General features: G+C 65.6%; 20 protein-coding genes. 16 read left to right on the top strand and 4 right to left on the bottom strand.

Annotation, left to right across the window (positions count from 1 at the left end; all coding sequences use genetic code 11):
* Positions 1-19: 19 nt before the first annotated feature.
* Positions 20-388: a flagellar basal body rod protein FlgB gene (flgB, locus tag Q0D44_RS15485; protein ID WP_217675497.1), complete on the bottom strand. Its 369-nt coding sequence runs from the start codon at positions 386-388 to the stop codon at positions 20-22.
* A 266-nt stretch (positions 389-654) separates the two neighbouring features.
* Here flgB and Q0D44_RS15480 point away from each other — a divergent pair, with 266 nt between their 5' ends.
* The 8 genes from Q0D44_RS15480 to Q0D44_RS15445 all read left to right on the top strand — a co-directional run bounded on the left by Q0D44_RS15480 (position 655) and on the right by Q0D44_RS15445 (position 6957).
* Positions 655-1323 carry a MotA/TolQ/ExbB proton channel family protein gene (locus Q0D44_RS15480; RefSeq protein WP_294137740.1) on the top strand — a complete coding sequence of 223 codons (669 nt, stop codon included), beginning with the start codon at positions 655-657 and terminating at the stop codon, positions 1321-1323.
* The gene (locus Q0D44_RS15475) at positions 1320-1817 is read left to right on the top strand and encodes a flagellar motor protein MotB (protein WP_294137737.1); all 498 of its coding nucleotides are present in this window, start codon (positions 1320-1322) and stop codon (positions 1815-1817) included. Before Q0D44_RS15480 ends, Q0D44_RS15475 begins: the two co-directional genes overlap by 4 nt.
* A 65-nt stretch (positions 1818-1882) precedes the next feature.
* The gene (locus Q0D44_RS15470) at positions 1883-2449 is read left to right on the top strand and encodes a flagella basal body P-ring formation protein FlgA (RefSeq protein WP_294137733.1); all 567 of its coding nucleotides are present in this window, start codon (positions 1883-1885) and stop codon (positions 2447-2449) included.
* 45 nt (positions 2450-2494) lie between these two features.
* Entirely contained in the window at positions 2495-2773 is a 279-nt protein-coding gene (gene flgM, locus Q0D44_RS15465; protein ID WP_294137730.1) for a flagellar biosynthesis anti-sigma factor FlgM, read from the top strand.
* An 11-nt stretch (positions 2774-2784) separates the two neighbouring features.
* The gene (locus Q0D44_RS15460) at positions 2785-3093 is read left to right on the top strand and encodes a hypothetical protein (protein WP_294137728.1); all 309 of its coding nucleotides are present in this window, start codon (positions 2785-2787) and stop codon (positions 3091-3093) included.
* A 154-nt stretch (positions 3094-3247) separates the two neighbouring features.
* Entirely contained in the window at positions 3248-4066 is an 819-nt protein-coding gene (locus tag Q0D44_RS15455; protein WP_294137725.1) for a lytic transglycosylase domain-containing protein, read from the top strand.
* A gap of 9 nt (positions 4067-4075) precedes the next feature.
* Positions 4076-6214, top strand: coding sequence for a flagellar biosynthesis protein FlhA (flhA, locus tag Q0D44_RS15450; RefSeq protein ID WP_294137723.1), 2139 nt, complete (start codon positions 4076-4078; stop codon positions 6212-6214).
* Positions 6215-6228: 14 nt separating this feature from the next.
* Complete coding sequence (locus Q0D44_RS15445) at positions 6229-6957, top strand: FliA/WhiG family RNA polymerase sigma factor (protein WP_294137722.1); 729 nt, start codon at positions 6229-6231, stop codon at positions 6955-6957.
* Between the two features lie 110 nt (positions 6958-7067).
* Here the strand turns inward: Q0D44_RS15445 and mdoH are convergent, their stop codons facing one another.
* From mdoH to Q0D44_RS15430, 3 genes are all read right to left on the bottom strand, one after another.
* On the bottom strand, positions 7068-8903 hold the full coding sequence (gene mdoH / locus Q0D44_RS15440; protein WP_294137720.1) for a glucans biosynthesis glucosyltransferase MdoH: 1836 nt from the start codon (positions 8901-8903) through the stop codon (positions 7068-7070).
* A gap of 114 nt (positions 8904-9017) precedes the next feature.
* A complete protein-coding gene (locus tag Q0D44_RS15435; RefSeq protein ID WP_294137717.1) occupies positions 9018-10505 on the bottom strand; it encodes a glucan biosynthesis protein in 1488 nt (495 codons plus the stop codon).
* A gap of 277 nt (positions 10506-10782) precedes the next feature.
* Positions 10783-11601 (bottom strand): flagellin, encoded by an 819-nt coding sequence (locus Q0D44_RS15430; protein ID WP_294137715.1) that lies wholly within the window; start codon positions 11599-11601, stop codon positions 10783-10785.
* A gap of 334 nt (positions 11602-11935) precedes the next feature.
* Here Q0D44_RS15430 and Q0D44_RS15425 point away from each other — a divergent pair, with 334 nt between their 5' ends.
* The 8 genes from Q0D44_RS15425 to Q0D44_RS15390 are packed head-to-tail and all read left to right on the top strand — an operon-like array spanning position 11936 to position 20635.
* On the top strand, positions 11936-13195 hold the full coding sequence (locus Q0D44_RS15425; RefSeq protein WP_294137712.1) for a sigma 54-interacting transcriptional regulator: 1260 nt from the start codon (positions 11936-11938) through the stop codon (positions 13193-13195).
* Between the two features lie 14 nt (positions 13196-13209).
* A complete protein-coding gene (fliE, locus tag Q0D44_RS15420) occupies positions 13210-13563 on the top strand; it encodes a flagellar hook-basal body complex protein FliE (protein ID WP_294137709.1) in 354 nt (117 codons plus the stop codon).
* A 3-nt stretch (positions 13564-13566) separates the two neighbouring features.
* On the top strand, positions 13567-15315 hold the full coding sequence (gene fliF / locus Q0D44_RS15415) for a flagellar basal-body MS-ring/collar protein FliF (RefSeq protein WP_294137707.1): 1749 nt from the start codon (positions 13567-13569) through the stop codon (positions 15313-15315).
* Positions 15308-16324: a flagellar motor switch protein FliG gene (gene fliG, locus Q0D44_RS15410; RefSeq protein ID WP_006957285.1), complete on the top strand. Its 1017-nt coding sequence runs from the start codon at positions 15308-15310 to the stop codon at positions 16322-16324. The genes fliF and fliG overlap by 8 nt, the downstream gene beginning before the upstream one ends.
* Positions 16311-16958, top strand: coding sequence for a flagellar biosynthesis protein (locus Q0D44_RS15405; protein WP_294137690.1), 648 nt, complete (start codon positions 16311-16313; stop codon positions 16956-16958). Before fliG ends, Q0D44_RS15405 begins: the two co-directional genes overlap by 14 nt.
* Positions 16955-18283: a FliI/YscN family ATPase gene (locus Q0D44_RS15400; RefSeq protein ID WP_294137687.1), complete on the top strand. Its 1329-nt coding sequence runs from the start codon at positions 16955-16957 to the stop codon at positions 18281-18283. The genes Q0D44_RS15405 and Q0D44_RS15400 overlap by 4 nt, the downstream gene beginning before the upstream one ends.
* The gene (locus Q0D44_RS15395) at positions 18280-18705 is read left to right on the top strand and encodes a hypothetical protein (RefSeq protein ID WP_294137681.1); all 426 of its coding nucleotides are present in this window, start codon (positions 18280-18282) and stop codon (positions 18703-18705) included. Before Q0D44_RS15400 ends, Q0D44_RS15395 begins: the two co-directional genes overlap by 4 nt.
* A 1-nt stretch (position 18706) precedes the next feature.
* Positions 18707-20635, top strand: a complete 1929-nt coding sequence (locus Q0D44_RS15390) for a flagellar hook-length control protein FliK (RefSeq protein ID WP_294137679.1) — start codon at positions 18707-18709, stop codon at positions 20633-20635.
* Positions 20636-20645 lie beyond the last annotated feature (10 nt).

Raw genomic sequence — 20645 nt, 5'->3', positions numbered from 1 at the left:
GGACCGGAGCCACTCATGCTCATTCACCCTTCAGCGCGCGGTTGATGGTGTTGATGCGGCCCTCAAGGAAGGAGAGGGTCGTGCGATATTTGACGGCATTTTCCGCAAACAGCGTCTGTTCGGTGCTGAGTTCGACGGTGTTGCCGTCCAGGCTGGGCTGGAGCGGGACGCGATAGCCCATGCTGTCATCGACCGCCTTCGACACGTCAGCAGCGCCGCCGCTCACCTGCGACGTCGCGCTTTTCAGCGCCGCGTCGAAATCAATGTCGCGAGCCTTGTAGCCGGGGGTCGATGCATTGGCGATGTTGGACGCGAGCAGGGACAGGCGCTGCGAACGAAGCGCCAGCGCCTTTCCATGAATCCCGAACAGACTTTCTTCCACCGACATGCCTTTTGCCCTTTGCCAGGCCTAAAAGTTGGTCGACCGCTGCCGTTCTCATGCCTGATGGCGTTCGATACGGGCGATCCAGCCTGTGTATCCGCAAGAGCCGTGCCAATTTGCGTGGGTGACGCAGGGGCAGGGCGGAAAACCCCGGAAATCGGGGCTTTGGCGGCTATGGGCGGCAAGGGCGGCAAGAAATTGCCGGTCGGCGGCACCGCCTTGCCGCTGTCCGGTGACGGCCAAAAACGGGCCACAAACGGGGACGAATTTGCATGATCGCGACGATGGGCCATCTGTTCGACCCGCTGACATTATTGGCCATGGTCGTCGGCATCATGGCTGTGGCGCTGTTCCAGAACGGCGCGGCCGCGCTCGGTCGGGCGATCGCGGCGCTCCTGCCGCTTGTCACGGCCGATCCAACGCGGGATCGCGACGCGGCCCGCGCGGCAACGCTCAAGATCGATCAGGTGGCGCAGCTGCGCGGCCTGTCCTGCACCGACCGGGTCAAGACCGCCAATCCTTTCCTGACCGACGCCGCGCGCAAACTCGCCAATAGCGAACGCACCGACCTGTTCGAGCTTTGGGCGGCGCAGACGCTGGCCGACCGGGCGCAGCGCCATGCCGGCGCGCGCAACGTCTGGCTATCGGTTGCCGACGCTGCGCCCGCGCTGGGCATGGCCGGGACGATCATCGGCCTGGTCGGCATGTTCGCAGCGATGGACGATCCCGCAGCGCTTGGCCCTGCCATGGCGCTGGCGCTGCTCACCACCTTTTACGGCGTGATTATCGCCAACATGATCGCCGCGCCCATTGCCGCGCGGCTGGCCGACCTGTCCGAACGCGAACTGGCCTGGCAGCAGGAGGTCGTCGCCCGGATGCTTGCCATCGCACGGCGCGAAAATGCGCCGCTGCGCCGGGCGTCGATCCGCGAAGTCGCATGAGCGCTTCCACCCTCGCCACCGCGCGGCGCAACCGCTGGGCCGTCAGTTTCGCTGATCTTTTGCTGCTCCTGCTCGCCTTCTTCGTGCTGTTGCAGGCCAGCGGATCGCGCCGCGACGCCATGCTTGCGCAGGTCGCGCAGCAATTTGGCGGCCGGGTGATGCGGCCGGGCATAGAGATTCGCGCGGTCGAGCTGTTCGTACCGGGCGAAGCGCTGCTGAGCGATCAGGGCCGCGCCCGCCTGTCCGTCATCGCCCGCCAATATGCAAAGGAGCCGGGCGGCGTAGAGATTCGCAGCCATGGCAGCGATCGCGCGCAGCAGCGTTTCGACGACTGGGATCTCGCCGCCGCCCGCATCGGCGCGGTTGCCCGCGCGCTCAAGCTGGACGGCATCGCGCAGGATCGCCTGCTGATTCGCGGCCTCGATCAGGCCGACGGCAAGGGCGGGCAGGGCCAGATCATCCGCATCGCGGCGGGAGTTAAGCCCCAACAATAGTGCAAACTGGCACGCCTCTTGCTGATACCCCCGGAAAGACCCTCCGTCTTTTCAGGAGACATACCGTGTTTCGCTTCCAACCGATCCTTCTCGCCGCCGTCGCCATCGCGACCGTGCAGCCTGCGCTGGCGCAGCAGAAGTTCGAGAATCTCGACCGGATCGACAGCCTGGTCGCGATGACCGTCGGCGCCAATCTGGGCGAACCGGGCGGCCCGGTCGCCCCGGTCGATCGCCGCCTGAAGCTGGCAGCCTGCCCCTCCACCCCTTCAATCGATGGCCCGGTTTTCGGTGCCGCGATCGTCAAATGCGACGCGCAGGGCTGGCGGATTCGCGTACCGCTGGTCGCAGGCGCATCAGCCGCCGCGTCCGGCCCGGTGCCGCGCGCCGCGGCCGCCAGCCGCTTCACCCCTGCGGCCCGCGCCGTCCCGACCGAGCATGTCGTCAAGCGCGGCGATCCGGTGCAGCTCATGGCTGGCAATGCGGCTTTCAGCGTCTCGCGCGTGATGATTGCGGATGAAGATGGCGCGGTCGGCGAGACCATCCGGGTGCGTGAGGACAAGAAATCCGCACCGATTTTTGCCCAAGTTGTGGAAATGGGGCTTGTGCGCATTCCCGGATTTAAGGATTTCTGAACTTGTCCGTTATAGCGTTTAAGGGACGAATGAAGGATTGAACCCATGATTAAGTCAGTTGGCCAGAGCATCAGCGCCGCCATAGAGGCGACCCGCCTGCGGGAAGGGACCAAGACGCGTGCGTCGTCCGCCAGCAGCTCGACCACTGCATCTTCGTCGGCGTCGTCGGCCACCCCTGCTTCGCGCATGGCGGCGGAAGGCGCGCCGGTCGACATGGATCGCATCGCTGCCATCAAGGCTGCGATCGCGTCGGGCAACTACCCCGTCAACCCATCGGCGATTGCCGAGCGCATGGTGGCGCTCGACCTGCCGGTCGCCGGATAAGGATAAGTCCCATGTCGCTGGGCCTTGGTGCGCTGGACGATCTGTTCGAAGCCTTCGAGGATTTGCGCGAGGTGCTGGACGGCAGTGATGCCGCTGCGATCGAAATCGCCAGCAAGCGGGTAAGCCATAGTGCCGCCGCCGTGCGCGCCATCGGTGCCTGGCGCTCCGAACCCCAGACCGTCGCCCGACTGAGCGCGATGCTCCCTTTGATCGACAGCGCGCGCATCCGGGTCAACCTGCTCGCCGACCATGCGAATCAGCGGCTGGCCATGCTCGCCGCCCACGGCGCCCGCAACGCGCCGCTGACCTACAGCCGCTAAAAACCATTTTCTGTTACATTCGAAAACGGCGCCAATCGGCGCCGTTTTTCGTTTGGGGCAAATGCAGAAAATCAAATAGTTGCGCCCCTGTTAACCAAATCTTGGCATAAGCCTTGCTCTAATGCTCCCCAGAACCAGTGGGGACAATGAACCGATGTCGGCTTTGCCAGACATTACAGCAACGGGGATTTCGACAGGCAATCGCGTCACGAACGCGATCGCCATGGCGAGCCGCCGTACGGGCGTCGATTTCGCCTATCTGCTGGGTCAGGCGAAAATCGAATCCAGCATGAACCCCACCGCCCGCGCGACGACATCGTCCGCGACGGGCCTTTATCAGTTCATCGACCAGAGCTGGCTCGCGGTCATCGACCAGCATGGCAGCGAATATGGCTTGGGCTGGGCGTCCGACGCGATCAGCCAGGGCAGCAATGGCCGTTATTATGTGTCGGACCCGGAACTGCGCCAGCAAATCCTCGACCTGCGCAAACATCCCGAAACCGCGTCCGTGATGGCGGCCGAACATGCGGCCGATAACAAGGCTTTCCTTGAAAAGCGCCTTGGCCGCGAAGCCGAACCGGTCGATCTCTACCTGGCCCATTTTCTGGGCGTCGGCGGCGCGAGCAAATTTCTGTCGGTCCATGACCGCGCGCCCGATGCCACCGCAGCCTCGCTCTTCCCGTCGGCGGCGCGCGCCAACCGCTCGATCTTTTACGATCGGCAGGGCAACGCCCGCAGCTTCGCCGACATTCGCGATCGCTTCGCGTCGAAATTGCAGAAGGGCGTAGATAGCCTGGGCGGCGACGTCCAATATGCCGACGCATCGCTCCCTAGCGGCGCAAAAACGGTTCAGCCCGCCGACTATGTGCGGATCGAAACCCAGCGCCTTGCGCAACAAGTCGATGTCGGCATCCGGCCCCAGCCGCAGACCGCACGTCTCGCCTATCTCATGCTCGCCACCCTCGGAAGGTAACGGCTCCTCATGACTCCCAACCAAATCAAAGCGAAGATCTGGATGAGCGCCGCCAAGGGGGCGGTGCTGCCCTTTGCGACGCTGATGGTCGTGCTGTTCATGATGGTGCCGGTCCCGGCGATCATGCTCGACATCGGGTTCATCACCAACATCATGATCTCGCTCGCCGTGCTGATGGTCGCATTGAACGCCGCCAAGCCGCTCGATTTCTCCGCCTTCCCGACCGTTTTGCTGTTCGCGACCCTGCTGCGCCTCGCGCTCAACGTCGCCTCCACCCGCGTCGTGCTGGTGCAGGGGCATGAAGGCTCCGATTCGGCGGGGCAGGTGATCGAGGCGTTCGGCCATTTCCTGATCGGCGGCGACTATGTCGTCGGCATCTTCGTGTTCGCCATCCTGATGATCATCAACCTGGTCGTCATCACCAAGGGTGCGGGCCGCGTGTCGGAAGTCAGCGCCCGCTTCACCCTGGACGCCTTGCCCGGCAAGCAGATGGCGATCGACGCCGATCTGAACGCGGGCCTGATGACGCCGGAAGAAGCCAAGCTGCGCCGCGCCGAAGTCGCGACCGAAGCGGATTTCTACGGGTCGATGGACGGTGCCAGCAAATTCGTGAAGGGTGACGCGGTTGCGGGCATCCTGATCCTGGTCATCAACATCATCGGCGGCATCATATTGGGCGTCGTCAGCCATGGCCTCACCATGGGGCAGGCGGCGGAAACCTATATTCTTCTGGCCATCGGCGACGCGCTGGTGGCGCAGGTGCCAGCACTACTGCTCTCGATCGCCGCCGCCTCCATCGTCACCCGCGTCAAGAGCGAGGATGATCTGTCCGGCCAGATTGCGGGCCAGTTCGGGTCGGCCCGCGCCTGGGTGCCGGTCGCGGCGATCCTGACCTTCATGGGCGTACTGCCCGGTATGCCGCACCTGATCGTGCTGCCTGCTGCTGCCATATCCTGGCTCATCGCCTGGAACCTGCGCAAGGCGAGCCAGAAAAAGGCCGCCGAACCCGCGCCCGCACCACCACCCGCCAATCCGGCGCTGATCGAATGGGGCGATGTGTCGGACGGCGCGCTGCTCGGCCTTGAAATCGGCTATGGCCTCATCGGTTTGGTGGACGAACGCAAGGGCGCGCCTTTGATGGCGCGGATCACCGGCATCCGTCGCCAACTGTCCAAGGAACTGGGCTTCGTCGTGCCGATGGTCCGCGTGAAGGACAATCTGGCGCTCGAACCCAATCAATATCGCATCACCATCGCGGGCGTCGTCGTCGGCGAAGATGAAATCTGGCCCGAAGATCTGCTCGCGCTCGACAGCGGCGCGCTGGAAGGCACGGTCGTAGGGCGCGCTGCGAAAGACCCGACCTTCGGTCTCGATGCGGTCTGGATTCCGCAGGCCAAACGTAGCGAGGCGGTGGTCGCAGGCTATACCGTGGTCGATCCGCCGACGGTCGTGGCAACGCATCTTAATCAGCTGATCGCGATGAACGCCGCGGAAATGTTCGGCCTCGATGAAGCGCGCAAGCTGCTCGACAATCTGAAGGACGTCGCGCCCCAATTGGTCGATGGCCTGACCCCCGGCACGCTCAGCCTGACCCAGATCAGCGCGCTCTGCCGCGCCCTGCTGTCCGAAGGCATAGCGCTCAAGGATTTCCGCCGCATCTGCGAAGCCATGGTCGACGCCGCGCGGCCCGACATGAGCCACGAACAACTGGTCGAAGCGGTCCGCCAGCGTATCGGCGCGCTCATCATTCAGGGGCTGGTGCCGGTCAAGATGCCGCTCCCTGTCATCACTTTGGACGGCGATCTCGAAGCCTTGCTGGCGCAGGCGATGCGCGTGGCTGGCGACGCCCGCCACCCGATCGAACCCGCGCTCGCCAACCGCATCGTCGAAGCGGTGGTGCAGGCCGCCCGACCCTTGCTGGGCCAGGCGCGCAATTTCGCCATCGTCACCTCGCCGGTCGCGCGCCGGGCGATGGCGCGGCTGTTCAAGCCGCATCTGCCCGAAACGCCGGTCCTGTCCTTCCTGGAAATACCGGATGGCAAGGGTGTGGAGGTGGCCGCCGTCGTCGGAGGCGAACAACGCCCCACGCCGCGCCACGATCCAGCGCCGCGTCATGATCCCATGATGCAGCGCGAACGGGTCGCTTGAGGAGAGGCTGACCGATGTACATGAACAAGATCACGTCCGGCGCCCACACCTATGCCAAGCCGGGGGACAACAGCCCGGAACGGCTGGCGCGCCAATATATGCCGCTGGTCCGCAAGATCGCCTGGCACGTCCATGGCCGCGTCTCCACCGCCATCGAGGTGGAGGACCTGCTCCAGATCGGCATGGTCGCACTGGTCGAGGCCGCCAACAGTTTCGAGGATCGCGGGCTTGGCTTTGCCGCCTATGCGCAACTGCGCGTGCGCGGCGCGATGATCGACCATCTGCGGCGGCAGGCAACCATCTGCCGGTCGGCCATGGCCAAGCGCAAGGATCTGGCCAAGGTCCGCAACCGGCTGGAACAGCAGCTGGGTCGCCTGCCGACCGAAGCGGAAATGTCCGCCGACATGGGGCTGGACCCGTCCGACTATCGCGAACTCGCCGACAGTGTGGAGATGGTCCAGCACACCAGCATGGACGAAGTCTATTCCGACCAGTCGATGTGGTTCGCCGATGTGGAGGACCGCGCCGACGACATATTGGAACGCGAATCCCTCAAGGCCGCGATCGCCAACGGCATCAGCGAATTGCCGGAGCGCGAGGCGCTGGTGCTGCAACTTTATTTCGTCGAGGAACTCAATCTGGAGGAAATCGGCCACACGCTGGACATTGGCGCGGCACGGGTCTGCCAGATCAAGAAAGCCGCGCTCGACCGGCTACGTGAGAAACTGCGCGACTGGGATTAACGCCCAACACCACGTCCGTTCGCCCTGAGCCTGTCGAAGGGCTGTCCTTCTTGCGAAGAAGAACGAGGCTTCGACCAACTCAGCCCGAACGGGTGTTGGCGTGATCCAAATCACTCATCATTCGCCGCAAACGGCCCCATCCGCCGCTCATCGCCACTCGGCCAGCGGAACCGCAGCGGGCGATAGCTTTGCGTGCGCCACCATGGATCGGCGACCACGAACAGCCCGCTCTGCTCCGCTCGCCGCCCCAGATCCTTGCGCGCGGTCAGCGCCGCCAGCACGGGTGCCAGCAGCAATCCCGCCACCACCGGCGTGATCCAGCCCAGCCCGCCCGCCTGCACCGCCATCGCTGTCAGGCCGATCCCCAGCAAAATATGCCATTTGAACAGCCAGATGGCGCTGCCCAGCCCCATGCCGTCGCGGTCGCGGGTCTGCCCGTTCCAACTGCTCTTGCGCCCCATCAAGATACCGAACAGGTTGATCGTCTGGGTCAGCATCGCCACCGGCGCCATCAGGATCGACAGCGCAATGTCGGCGATCACCCCGCGCGTCATCCGCGCCGCGCCGCCAAAGCCGATCCGCCGCGCCGGATCGATCATCGCCCAGACCATCGCCAGCAGCTTGGGTCCGAACAGCAAGGTCGCGGTCACCGCCAGCAGCCCACCCGACGGCAGCACCGCGCTTGGCGGCCACACGCCCGCCAGCGCCCCGCCCAGCACCACCAGCATCAGCGCCAGCCACAGCGGCGACGTGCAATAGGCCGACGCCCCGACCAGCAGCTGGAAGCGGCTGACTGGATGCAGCCCGGCAATCTTGATGAACAAAGGCACATGCTGGATATTGCCCTGACACCAGCGCCGGTCGCGGGTGAAGAGGTCGGGCATTGCGGGCGGAAATTCCTCGAAACTATCCTCGGCGCTCACCATATGCACGTCCCAGCCGCGCCGCCGCAGCAGCGCCGCCTCGATCATGTCGTGGCTCATGATGTGCCCGCCAAAGGGCGCGCGGCCGGGCAGTTCGGGAAGGCCGCAACTCTGCGCGAACGCCTTGACCCGCACGATGGCATTATGGCCCCAGAACATGCCTTCGGAGCCTGCCCACCAGATCATCCCCGCCGCCGAAATCGGCCCGAACAAGCGGCTGGCAAATTGCTGCCAGCGCGCAAACAGCGTCGCAGCACCCACCACGGTGGGGACGGTCTGGATCAGCCCCACCTGCGGATGCCGTTCCATATCGGCGGCCAGCCGCGCCATGGTCTGGCCGCTCATCACGCTGTCCGCGTCCAGCACGACCATATAGTCGTAACCGCCGCCGAACCGTTCGACCCATTCGGCGATATTGCCTGGCTTGCGCCCGATGTTCAGCGCGCGACGGCGATAATGGACCGGGCGAGAAAAGGACTCTCGCATTTCCAGATAGGCGCGCCGCTCCGTTTCGCCATTGTCGGCGTTGGAATCGGACAGGATGAAAAACTCGAACCGTTCGCCCCCCATCACCTGCGCCAGCGATCTCTCCATGATCGACAGCCGACCCAGCACGCCCAGAAAATCCTCGTTACAGACCGGCAGCAGGATCGCGGTCTTGCCCGCCAGCGCTGTCGCGGGGGTCAAAGCATGAGGCGTGACGGCGCGCCCCTTGCCCACGGTCAGCAGCAGGAAACCGATCAACGCGGTGGCAAAACCGAAAGCGATCCAGGCGAACAGCGGGATGAACAGCGCCAGATAGACGCCCTCCCACGCTGAAATCCCGTCCAGCCCGATCGACCGGCGCATCTCATGCGCGGCCATGGCGGCGGGCAGCAGCGCCAGCAGCACGACCAGCAGGCGGCGCGCCCACAGGTCGATATTGAACCGCCGCCGCGCGATCATCGGCGGACGCCCGCCAAAATCCTGCACCGGCATGGCGATCGGCGTTTCCGCCGGCACTTGTTCAAATGCCCGTGGCATGGGCTTGTCTCCGGTGACGGCATCCACCGTCAGCACGCCTCCCGTCACCCTATTTCCAGACCTGGTTGTGATTGACCCACAGGGAAGAACCGCTCGTTACGCTGGCGGTTCCCTTCATCCCACAATCGGATAATGCACATATTCGCTCAAAAGGCGACCGTCACCGCGCAGTTGCAGCCGAACCTCGGTCGGAACGCCCGATTTCGCCTCCAGGTCGATGACAGCGCGAAACAGGCCGGGCTGCGCCAGCACCGGATAACCGGCTGCCTTGATCAGCGTGCCCCCGCTCAGGTCGGTCCATATGTCCGGCCGCACCCCTTGTGGCACGCCCGCAAAATCGACCACCAGCCGCTGCGCATCGCCCTTGTCGCCGCGCCCGCGCCAGACATTGGCGACGGTCGCAAGGGTAGTCCCGGCCGGATTCTGCGCCGCCGACCAGTCCAGCCGATAGGCCATGTCGATCCGCCGCCCCGGCACCGGCGCGGCGTCCGGCGTCCAATAGGCCGCCACATTGTCGGTATATTCGCTGTCGGTCGGGAAGCTGTAGAGCCGCACCTGACCCGCGCCCAGCGGCCGGGCAGGGGTCGCCCAGAGCGATGGCCGCCGGTCGTAAAAGACGCCATCATCCTGATAATGGGCAAAATCCCGGTCGCGCTGGAGCAGGCCAAAGCCTTTGGGGTCGCGCTCGGCAAAGGCGCTGACCTGCGGCATGGCGGGGTTGACCAGCGGCCGGGCATTGACAATGCCGTCCCTGCTGGCGATCGACAGCATGTCGCTGTCATGGATTTCCGGTCGCCAGTCGGTTCCCTGCCGCCGGTTGGCCTGATCATACCAGAACATGCTGGTCATCGGCATCAGTCCCAGTTCGGGGATAGCGCGGCGGGGAAAGAGCGCCGCAGTCACATCCTGCCGCACGCCATCGGCTCCAAGGCTGCTGACAAAGCGGAACGCGCCAGTGATGGATGCCCCGTCCAGCAGCGCATGGATGGTGATGCTGCTCGTCCCCGACCGCTCCAGCCAGAAATGGGTGAAGCGGGGAAATTCCTCCTTGCCCGCGATGCTGGTATTGATCGCGATCGCGCGGGCCGACAGGCCGAACTGTTTTTGCGGGCTGGGCGCACGGAAATAGCTGGCCCCCAGAAAGGACAGCCAGTCGCCGTCGCGCGCCGCATTCATGATGCGAAACCCGGCAAAGCCCGCGTCGGGGGGCAGCTTCTTGACCGGATTTCCGCCCGGCGCGTCGAACATCGCCGGGTCATAATGCAGCGGCGTGGCGCGGCCCTTGTCGACCAGCGCGATCTGCACCGGTTGTGCCGCCGTCCGGCTGAGCGGGAACAGCCGCACCCCGGTATCGCCGGGCAAATCGCCCCAGATCGTGCGATCATCGGCAAAGCGCGCCTGATGCAGCGCATCATAGTCAATCGCCTGCGCGCCGGGATGCAAGGGCGTCTCGGCAAAAGGCGCGCGCGCCTGTTTCTGCGCCCGCGCCACCAGCCGTTCCCACGAAAAAGGCTCGCTGGCCGTCTGCGCCATCAGCTTATGGGGAAGGATCAGCGCTGCGCCGGTGGCGGCGATCATCGCGCGCCGGTTGATATGGGTCATGGCTTTCATCATGGAAGGCATAACCGCCAAAGCCAAGGGCGTATCCTTATATCCCTATGCGATGGACATGCCGGTGCGGCCGTACAAAATGCGCCCTTTCGCGCATTTTCAAGAATGCGACGAAACCCCCGTCCGGGGGGACGAGGGCTTCGCATATGCTGGTCGTCAGATCGAAGATGTGACCCCCGGCACGGTGGGGACTGTTGATGTGCCGGGGGTTACGTTGGGCGGCTGTCCGGTGACCAGGACCTCAGCCGACCAATGGGGTTGGCCTGACTTAGCCGATCAGCTTCAGCACGCCCTGCTGGCTCTGGTTGGCCTGTGCCAGCATCGCGGTCGATGCCTGGCTCAGGATCTGCGACTTGGCGAGGGCGGTCGTTTCGGCCGAGAAGTCGGCGTCCTCGATGCGGCTGCGGGCGTCAGTCAGGTTGGTGACGTTGGCGGTCAGGTTGTTGACCGTCGATTCCAGGCGGTTCTGCGCCGCACCCAGCTTGGCTTGTGCCGTCGATACAGCCGACAGGGCCGTGTCATAGAGCGCCAGGGTCGCCGTCGTGGCGGTGGCGGCGCTGACCGTGGCGGTCGCGGCGCCAACGACGGGCGAAAGGTCGATGCCACCCAGCGAGAGCGAGACAGTGTCGTTCGCGGTCGCACCGGCCTGGATCGAAACCGTAGCAGCGGTGGTCGGGAACAGCGAGATGCCGTTGAACTTGCTGTTGGTCATCGTGGTGCTGATCTGGGTGGACAGCTGGTCCAGTTCCGACGTGATGTTCGCCTTGGCGTTGGTGTCGTTGGTGCCGTTCAGCGCCTGAACGGTCAATTCACGCATACGCTGCAGCATGTTGGTGACTTCGCCGAGCGAACCTTCAGCGGTCTGGGCCAGGCTGATGCCGTCATTGGCGTTGCGGATGCCCTGGGTCATGCCCTTGATCTGCGAGGTCATGGTCGAAGCGATGGCCAGGCCAGCGGCGTCGTCCTTGGCGCTGTTGATGCGCTTACCGGTCGACAGGCGTTCCATCGCGGTGCTCAGACCCTTGCTGGCCATCGAGGAAGCGTTGGCGGAGCGCAGAGCGGCGGTGTTGGTTCCGATAACAGTCATGGTGTTTCCCTTTCCGTGTCAATCAGGTCGCTGCCATCCGTTAGAGCGCTTGCGGCCTCGAAAGGGGATAACGGCGGGGGGCGAACGGCTTTTAGGGGCGATGTCGATTTTTATGCATTTTTCGTGTTTTGCCCGTCGCTTAACGGCCCTCTACGCGCGCGTGTTATATATTAAGTGCGATCGGGCCGTTGCCGCGGCGGAAAATAATTGCCGGTCGCCGGCAAGTCCTACCGGCAATTAACCAATTGCTAACCATGGTGGCGCACATTGGGACCATCGAAGAAGGCCAGGGCGTACGGGGGTACAAGCTGGCCAGCCATTTGGGGACCAAGTCATGTCATCGCTCGATATGAGCCGAGGCGTTTGTGCGCTCGTTCCAGGGTTGCAGCATTGGCTGGAAAACGCCCTGTTCGCCGTCCGGGTCGTGGACGCCGCCGCGCCGCGTGAACGCGACAGCCGCCGCGTGCTGCTGGCGACCGAAATCGGCCATGCCACCCATCGCGATATTCTCATCAATCTGATCGACGGCACGCCCTCGCTGGTGGCCGCCGCCAACGGCCTGCCTGCCCGCGTTGCCTTTGGCCTTGAGGATATGGGCTTTGCCTTCGCCCTCATCGCCGAACTGGCCCGCCCCGCCGCCATTCCCGCCGTGGGCGACAGCGCCAGCGCGCGGCTGATGACGCTGGCTGGCCGGGTCGCACGCAGCGAAGCCACCGTCCTCATTCAGGGCGACACCGGCACCGGCAAGGAAGGCATGGCGCGCTTCCTCCATACCCAGTCGGGCCGCACGTCGGGCGACTTCATCGCCGTCAACTGCGCTGCGCTCCCCGAAACCATGATGGAAGCGATGCTGTTTGGTCATCGCAAGGGCAGCTTTACGGGCGCGGCCAATGCGTCCGAAGGGCTGTTCCTGGCCGCTGACGGCGGCACGCTTTTCCTCGACGAAATCGCCGAACTGCCGATCGCGCTCCAGGCCAAGCTGCTGCGCGCCTTGCAGGAAGGCGAAGTCCTCCCGGTCGGCGCGACCCATGCCGTGCCAGTCAATGTCCGCGTCATCGCCGCCTGCAACCGCGATCTGGCGGTCGAATGTGCCGCCGGTCGGTTCCGCGAGGATCTTTACTGGCGCCTCAATGTCATGCCGCTCGACCTGCGCCCGCTGGCCGAACGCCCCGGTGACATCGCCGCAATCGCCGCCGCCATGCTGCTGCGCCTGTCGGATATGGGCAAGGACGGCTTTGTCTGGCCGACCGCCGCCGCGCTCGACAAGCTCATCGCCCACGCCTGGCCGGGCAATGCCCGCGAACTGGGCAATGTTCTCCAGCGCGCACTGGTGCTGCGCGATGGGGAACGGATCGACGCGCATGATCTGCATCTGGCGGGCGCGCCCCGGCAGCAGGGTCTGCGCATCGTCTCGCCCGAACCGGCTGAACCGGTTCGCCTGCGCGACGTCGCCCATCACAGCAAATTGGAAGCGATCCGCACCGCGCTGCGCGAAACCGACGGCCACCGCGCCGCCGCCGCGCGCAAGCTGGGCATTTCTGAACGCACGCTGCGCTATCGGCTCGCCGAAATGCGCGAGCTGGCGGCGGCTTGACGGGAGGATAGGGCATGACCGGCATTTCCCCGACAGACAATGTGATGGCGATCCGCAACGCCATCCTGCAAAAAAACGTCGCGCTGCGCGACGTCGCCTCGACCGGAGGATCGGTCGGCGGCGCCAATGCCACGCCCGGCACCGCGCCCGGTGGCTTTACCGAAGCGCTCAACAGCGCCTTGCAACAGGTCAACGGCCTGCAAGGCAAGGCCGGTGAGGCCGCCGCCGCGTTCGAGCGGGGCGAAACCACCGACATCGCCGCCGTCATGCTGGCCAAGCAGCAGGCGTCGGTCAGCTTCGAGGCGACCCTTCAGGTCCGCAACAAACTTCTGTCCGCCTACAAGGACATCATGAGTATGCCGGTCTAAACCATGAGCGAGAACGCACTCACCCTCGATGGCGGCACTGCCGCCCGGCCCGCCCTCCCGACGACGGCTTCCTCCGGCTATGGATCGGCCAAGGGGATCGACGCGCTTCGGGCGCGGATCACCGGCTTCATGAAACAGCCAGCCGTGGCGAAGAGCCTGCCGCTGCTCGGCCTGTTCGGCGTCCTTGCCGTCGCTGGCCTTGCCTGGATGGCGCTGCGCGAACCGCCGCAGCGTGACCTGTTCCGTGGCCTGCCCGACACCGACAAGTCGGCGGTCGCGCAGATCCTCGACCAGAACGGCATCCCCTATGATTTCGACAATAGCGGCGCGATGACCGTGGGGGAGGGCGATTATTTCAAGGCGAAGATGATGCTCGCCGCGCAAGGCCTGCCCAAGAGCGCGCCCGACGGCAACAGCATGATCGACAGCCTGCCCATGGGTGCCAGCCGCGCGGTAGAGGGCGAAAAATTGCGCTCCGCCCGCGAAATGGACCTCGCCCGCACGATCGAGGCGATCGACAGCGTCGAAAGCGCCAAGGTTCACCTCGCCGTCGAGCCGCCCAGCGTGTTCCTGCGCGACCGGGCCAAGCCGACCGCGTCGGTCATGCTGCGCCTCGCCAATGGCCGCACGCTGACCGATGCGCAGGTGAGCGCGATCGTCCATCTCGTCGCCTCGTCGGTTGCCGACCTGTCGCCCGACCAGATTTCGCTGGTCGACCAGAATGGCCGCCTGCTCAGCAAGAATGACAGCGACTCCGGTGACGACCGCCAGCTCACGATCCAGAACCGGATCGAGGACCGCTATCGCCAGTCCGTCGTCGCGCTGCTCACCCCGATCCTGGGCGCCAACAATTTTTCCACCGAAGTCCATGCCGAACTTAATTTTGCCGAGCGGCAGGCGACCCGCGAAACCTATCCGCAGGACGAAGCCCGGCTGCGCACCGAACAGGGCACCTGGGCCTCCGACCCGCGGGGCCAGGGTACGGGCGAAGCATCGGGCATCCCCGGCGCGCTTTCCAATCAGGCACCCGTCAACCCGACCGTGACCCAGACCAATCCCAATGGTCAGGCCGTCCAGCAGGGCCAGACCGCCGCTGCGCAGACCCCCGGCACCCCGCCCAACCCGCTGCTCAAGACCGAAGAGACGTTCAACCGCAGCTTTGAACTGGGCCGTGAAGTGTCCGTGACCAAGGATGCGGTCGGCACCGTCAAGCGCCTCTCGGTCGCCGTCGCGCTGGACAATGCCCCCGATGGCAAGGCGCGCACGCCGCAGGAAATCGCGGCATTGGAAGCCTTGGTGAAGGGCGCGATCGGCTTCGACCAGGCGCGCGGCGACGTTGTGGCCCTGTCCTCGCGCAGCTTCCTCAAGACCGAAGAAGTAAAGCCCCTCTGGTATGAGGCCGAATGGGTCTCGCCACTGGTGCGCAACGTCTCGGCCCTGGCTGTCGCCCTGCTCGTCATCTTCGGCATCGGTCGCCCGCTGCTCAAGCGTCGCGCCGCAGCACAGGAGGCGGTCGCCGCCGACACCGCCCAGAATGGCCAGCGCATCGGTCGCGAAATTTCCGGCGAACTGACCAAACAGGCGGTCGAGGCACCCGATCCCAGCCGCCCGATCACGCTCGATATGATCTCCTCCACCTATGACTATGCCCAGCGCGCCGACCTTATTCGCAACTTTGTGAAGCAGGACCCCGACCGCGCTGCCCTGGTCGTCCGCGACCTCTTGAAGGAGGGGAAGAAGGAAAATGCCTGAGATCGTTCCCGGTCGACCAGAGGCGCTCAAGGGCAGCGCCGCCGCCGCCGTCCTGCTGATGCTGTTCGATGAGGATGAGGCCGCGCAGATACTGGCGCGTCTGGAACCTGAAGAAGTGCGCCAGCTGGGCTATGCCATGTATGACGTCGCCGATGTCGATCCTGAAGAGGTGAACGAGGCGCTCGACCATTTCGTCAACAAGGCCAAGAAGCGCACCACCATCGGCTATGGCGCGACCCGTCATATTCGCGGCGCGATGACCAAGGCCTTGGGCGAGGAACGGGCCGAAACCATCCTGGCGCGCATCACCCCGCCGACCCGCTCCACCCAGCTGGAAATGCTCAAATGGATGGATGCCAAGGAAATCGCGGCGCTGATCGAGGCGGAGCATCCGCAGATCATGGCGATCGTGCTGGCCCATCTCGAAGCGCCGATCGCCGCCGACGTGCTGCAATTGCTGCCGGTCGAATATCAGGAAGAAATTGTCTATCGCATCGCGACGCTTGGGCCCGTGTCGAACGAGGCGCTCGACGATCTGGAACAGCTGCTGCTGCGCGGCCCGGCCAAGAAGCAGGGCGCGGCATCCCAGCGCGGCGGCACGATCGAGGCCGCCGCGATCATGAACAATGTCCGCAAGGATAATGAGCAGCGGATCATGAAGGCGGTGGCCAAGCGCGACAAGATGATCGCCCAGACCATCGAGGAAGAGATGTTCGTGTTCGATAACCTTATCGACATGGACGAGAAGAATCTCGGCACGCTGATGCGCACCGTCGACAGTGCCGTGCTGGTCGTTGCCTTGAAGGGCGTCAACGACCTGCTCAAGGGCAAGATCTTCAGCTGCATGTCCGCCCGCGCGGCGCAGTCGATCGCCGACGAGATTGAGGAACGCGGCCCGATCCGCCTTGCCGAAGTAATCGACGCACAGAAACTCATCATCGCCACCGCGCGCCGCATGGCCGACGCCGGCACCATCATGCTGGGTGGCAAGGGGAATGACTTTGTCTAAAATCTGGGGTGCAGAGGCAGTGCAGGATGTCGCGCCGGTCTCGATGACGGGCGTGCGCCAGGTGGAAAAGGGCGGCTTCCGCAGCCTCTACACCTCGATCCCCGGCCAGCACACCGCCACGATGCGCCATGGCGTCATCGAAATGGAGGCAGAGGCCGATCCGATGGAGGAGGCCCGGATGGAAGCCTTCACCATGGGTTTCGACGAAGGCTGCCGCATCACCGCCCAGACCCATGCCGATGCGACGCAGGCGCATGACCGCCTGACCCAGGCGCTGGAAATGCTCAGCCCCGCGCCCAGCGGCATGTTGTCCACCATGCTCTCCGCCACCGTCGTCCGTCTGGTCGAACAGATTGTCGGCGAAGTGGAGATCGACATCGAACGGCTGGTGCAGCGCTGCGACACCGTCGCCGCTTTCATCGAAGATAATCAGGGCAAGAGCGCCCTGCATCTGCATCCAGACGACATCGCCCTGCTCGAAGGCGAATCGATCGGTGTCGCGCTGGTCCCCGATAAGGCGATGCATCGCGGCTGCGTGCGGCTCGAAACCGCAGACGGCTGGGTCGAGGATGGCCCGGACGTTCGCCTTGCCCGCCTGCGTGCGCTGATGGACGATATGGAGGGCAAGTCTTGATCCGCGCCGCGCTGGCCCAGGCCGAAACCCTGTTCGATCATCTCCAGGTCCAGAATCGCACGCCCCGCAGGGTTGGCCGTCTGGTCAGCCATGACGCGGGTATGCTCGAAGTCACCGGCTTTCGCCGTCCGATCGGCTCTGGCGCGCGCGTCATGGCCAGCGACGGGTCGATCTGCCGCGCCGAAGTCGTGGGCTTTCGCGGCGACCGCACCCTGCTGGTCCCGCTAGACGCCGACGCGCCGCTGGAAAATGGCATCCGCGTCGAACCCGACAGCCAGGCCAATATGGTGCAGGTCGGCGAAGGGCTGATCGGCCGCGTGGTCGATGCCATGGGCCAGCCCCTCGACCGCAAGGGACCGATCATCGCAGGCGGCGTCTGGCCGCTGAACGGGATCAAGGGCAACGTCCTCGACCGGGGCCGCGTCACCGAACCCTTCGACCTTGGCGTCCGCGCCGTCAACGCGCTGCTCACTGCCGGGCGCGGCCAGCGTATCGCCATCATCGCCGGGTCCGGCGTCGGTAAATCCGTGCTGATGGGCCAGATGATCGCCGGGGCCGAAGCCGATGTGGTCGTCGTCGGCCTGATCGGGGAACGGGGCCGCGAAGTCAGCGATTTCCTCGAAACCAAACTCAAGCACACGATGCACAAAAGCATCGTCGTTGCCGTGCCAGCCGATCATCCCCCGGTGCTGCGCCTGCGCGCCGCCGCGCGCGCCACCGCGATCGCTGAATATTTCCGCGCCCGTGGCAAGAAGGTGCTGCTGCTGATCGACAGCCTGACCCGCTGCGCCCATGCCCAGCGCGAAATCGGCCTGGCGCTTGGCGAACCGCCCGCGATGAAAGGCTATCCGCCCTCGGCTCTCGCGCTCATCCCCCGTCTGGTCGAACGGGCAGGGGTGGACGCCCGCACCGGCGGATCGATCACCGCGCTCTACACCGTGCTGGCCGATGGCGACGACACCGACGATCCGATCGTCGACGCCGCCCGCGCCATTGTCGACGGCCATTTCGTCCTCTCGCGCCATCTGTCCGAACAGGCGATCTTCCCCGCCATCGACATCGGCAAATCCCTGTCGCGCGTCATGGCTGACGTCGTGCCGGACGAACATCGCATGGCGGCGGCCAATTATCGCCGCCTTTGGGCCGCCTATGAGGAAAATCGCGATCTCATCCTGATGGGCGCCTATCGCCCCGGCAATGATCCGGTGATCGACGAAGCGGTGCAGCGCCGTCAGGAAATTCTCGACTTCATCCGGCAGGACCAGAAAAGCCGTATCGACCTCGACACCAGCGCCGCCGCCCTCGTCGCGAGCTTCGGCGCATGAAGGGTCTCGTCTCCCGCCGCCAGCGCGTGCTGCGCGTGCGCCATGTCCAGCACGCCATGGCCGTCGCCGAAACCGCACGCGCCCGTGACGAGGCTGATGGCCTCGCCCGCAATATCGATCGCCTCAACAAGGTGCGCGGCGAATTGTTCGAGACCGAGGGGGCCGCCACCGGCGCATCCTTCGCGGCGATGCAGGAACTCGCCACCCGCTTGGAACAGGCGGGCCGCCAGCTTGACGGCGCCCTTTATGATGCCCGGCGCAAGGTGGAGGCCAAAGAAGGCATGACTCTTGCAGCGAACCGCGAGAAGGAAATCGCCACCCGCCTCAAGGACCGCGCCCGCGCGACTCTGGAGGAATGGCGCGAAAACAAGCTGGCAGCGCTGCCGCGCTATCGCCGGATGCAGCGGAACGGGGAAGCCTGACATGAATATGATCGCCAGTCTCAAGGCGCTACTCTTCGCCACCACCCCACTCGGCACCGGCAAGGATGCGCCCGCCGCTACACCCGATGGCGCGCCCGACTTCTCCGCGATGATGAACGCCGCCACCGCTGCGCCTGTCGCGATGCCGGTCACGCCAACCGTGGCGCCTGCCGTCGCGAGCGAAGAACAAGGTAATGGCGCGATGCCCTTGGCGATGCCCGTTGCCGCGCCTGAGCTGAGCGACAATGCGCCTCTGCCGGATGCGCCCGTCCCGACGGACGGCGAAGCCCTGCCACTCCCGACCACAGCGCCGACCTTCACGCCGACCCAAAGCGCCCCGATCGCCGCCGCGCCGAAGCCGCTCACGCTAAGCCCGCTGCCCATCACGCCGCCCCCGGCCCAGCCTGCGGTAGAGCCAGCAGAGGAGGCCGAACCGGCCCGTAGCGCTGAACACGGCGAACCGCTCACACAGCGCCCCGACGACCTGCCAACAGCTATTGGCTCGGTGGCGCAGCTTCTCGCCGCATCGCACATCACCCCTGTTGAGGTGGCAGTTATCGCGCCCCCGCCCGCACCGGCCCTGCCGGTGGAGAGCGATCCGACGCCCGGCAAACCGGCGTCCAAGGCGCAACATCATGCAGCCCCGGCCCAGGTCGCGCCCTCGCCGGCCGCACTCGCCGCGCCATCCGACACGGCTCCCGCGACGGACCCGGAGCCTGCGTCGCCCGACGCCGAACCGGAGCGCCCCGAACAGTCCGCCCTCGCTCCCCCACCGTCCGCCATGGTGATGACGCCGCCGACTGCCGCCCCCGAACAGCCATCCCCCGCCGCGCCGCGCGTCGCGTCTCCCGCTACGGTGCAAACAGCCGCCGTGCCGCTCACGATGGGCCAGACTGGCGCGACGGATCAGCAAGCCTTTGTAAAAGCCGACTTGAACAAGGCCGCGCCGCCGACCGCACAACCCATTGATATCACCCCCGCGCCAGCCCCGGTCGCACCAGCACAAGCTGCTCCGGTCGCGCCCGCGTCCCAGCCGCTCGGCACCCCGGCGATCGCGACGCCTGTCGCTCCGATCGCGCAGCCAGCCCAGCCCGAAGCCGCGCCGGACCCAGTCCCGATCGCAACACCCGTCACTATGTCCAGCTCAGTGTCGGCCAAGGCGGAAGCCCTCTCGCTGCTCCAGTTCGCGCGCCAGCACATGACGCTGCATCCCGCAGCCTCGCCCGTGGCTGAGGGCAGCTCGGCCCCCACCGAAACTGCCCTTGCCCCGACAACGGACGCGCCCCCCAGGACCGCTGAACCGGCCGCCCCCGCGCCCGTCACGCCAACGCTGACGACCCAGACCGCCGCCCCCGCGCTCCCCACCGTCAACCTCTCCGCCACCCTCGGCGCGCAGGTCGTCGATATGGGCGTGTCGGGCCAGTGGATTGACGGTCTGGCCCGCGACATTGCCGGCCTGTCCGCCAATGGCGCGCAGGGCCGCTTCCAGATCAGCAGTGACCAGCTCGGCCCGATCGACGTCAACATCCGCCAGGGCGTCGATGGCGCCGCGATCAGCCTGACCGTGTCCAGCGACATGGCCGAAGCCGCGCTGCGTCAGGATAGCGACCGGCTCCGCCTCGACGCGGGCCTGTCGGCGGTTCGCATCAGCGAGGTTAAGATCGAACGCGCCCCGCAGTCGAGCGACGCTGGCCGCTCCGATCAGTCGCCCCAGCAACAGACCGGCCAGCAGCAATCGGGCCAGCAAAGCGGCCAGTCCGCCAACTGGCAGGGCGCAGGGCAGGGCATGGGCCAGTCGCAGCAGCAGGGTCGTTGGCAGCCCCGCGAAAATATCGCACTTGCCCATAAAGCGGGTGGTGATCCGGCCGTTCTTAACCATGAGCAGACTGGCGACACCGCCAGCCAAGCCATCCGCGCGCGCTATGCGTGACCAGCGCTAT

It is taken from the genome of Sphingobium sp., assembly GCA_023266575.1.
GTDB lineage: Bacteria > Pseudomonadota > Alphaproteobacteria > Sphingomonadales > Sphingomonadaceae > Sphingobium.
Note: the sequence above shows the minus strand (reverse complement) of the source record. Positions and strands in the feature narration are given on the sequence as shown.

Coding starts and splice junctions, on each gene's coding strand:
- flgB (WP_217675497.1), bottom strand. CDS start 388: ATGTCGGTGGAAGAAAGTCTGTTCGGGATTCATGGAAAGGCGCTGGCG.
- Q0D44_RS15480 (WP_294137740.1), top strand. CDS start 655: ATGATCGCGACGATGGGCCATCTGTTCGACCCGCTGACATTATTGGCC.
- Q0D44_RS15475 (WP_294137737.1), top strand. CDS start 1,320: ATGAGCGCTTCCACCCTCGCCACCGCGCGGCGCAACCGCTGGGCCGTC.
- flgM (WP_294137730.1), top strand. CDS start 2,495: ATGATTAAGTCAGTTGGCCAGAGCATCAGCGCCGCCATAGAGGCGACC.
- Q0D44_RS15460 (WP_294137728.1), top strand. CDS start 2,785: ATGTCGCTGGGCCTTGGTGCGCTGGACGATCTGTTCGAAGCCTTCGAG.
- Q0D44_RS15455 (WP_294137725.1), top strand. CDS start 3,248: ATGTCGGCTTTGCCAGACATTACAGCAACGGGGATTTCGACAGGCAAT.
- flhA (WP_294137723.1), top strand. CDS start 4,076: ATGACTCCCAACCAAATCAAAGCGAAGATCTGGATGAGCGCCGCCAAG.
- Q0D44_RS15445 (WP_294137722.1), top strand. CDS start 6,229: ATGTACATGAACAAGATCACGTCCGGCGCCCACACCTATGCCAAGCCG.
- mdoH (WP_294137720.1), bottom strand. CDS start 8,903: ATGCCACGGGCATTTGAACAAGTGCCGGCGGAAACGCCGATCGCCATG.
- Q0D44_RS15435 (WP_294137717.1), bottom strand. CDS start 10,505: ATGACCCATATCAACCGGCGCGCGATGATCGCCGCCACCGGCGCAGCG.
- Q0D44_RS15430 (WP_294137715.1), bottom strand. CDS start 11,601: ATGACTGTTATCGGAACCAACACCGCCGCTCTGCGCTCCGCCAACGCT.
- Q0D44_RS15425 (WP_294137712.1), top strand. CDS start 11,936: ATGTCATCGCTCGATATGAGCCGAGGCGTTTGTGCGCTCGTTCCAGGG.
- fliE (WP_294137709.1), top strand. CDS start 13,210: ATGACCGGCATTTCCCCGACAGACAATGTGATGGCGATCCGCAACGCC.
- fliF (WP_294137707.1), top strand. CDS start 13,567: ATGAGCGAGAACGCACTCACCCTCGATGGCGGCACTGCCGCCCGGCCC.
- fliG (WP_006957285.1), top strand. CDS start 15,308: ATGCCTGAGATCGTTCCCGGTCGACCAGAGGCGCTCAAGGGCAGCGCC.
- Q0D44_RS15405 (WP_294137690.1), top strand. CDS start 16,311: ATGACTTTGTCTAAAATCTGGGGTGCAGAGGCAGTGCAGGATGTCGCG.
- Q0D44_RS15395 (WP_294137681.1), top strand. CDS start 18,280: ATGAAGGGTCTCGTCTCCCGCCGCCAGCGCGTGCTGCGCGTGCGCCAT.
- Q0D44_RS15390 (WP_294137679.1), top strand. CDS start 18,707: ATGAATATGATCGCCAGTCTCAAGGCGCTACTCTTCGCCACCACCCCA.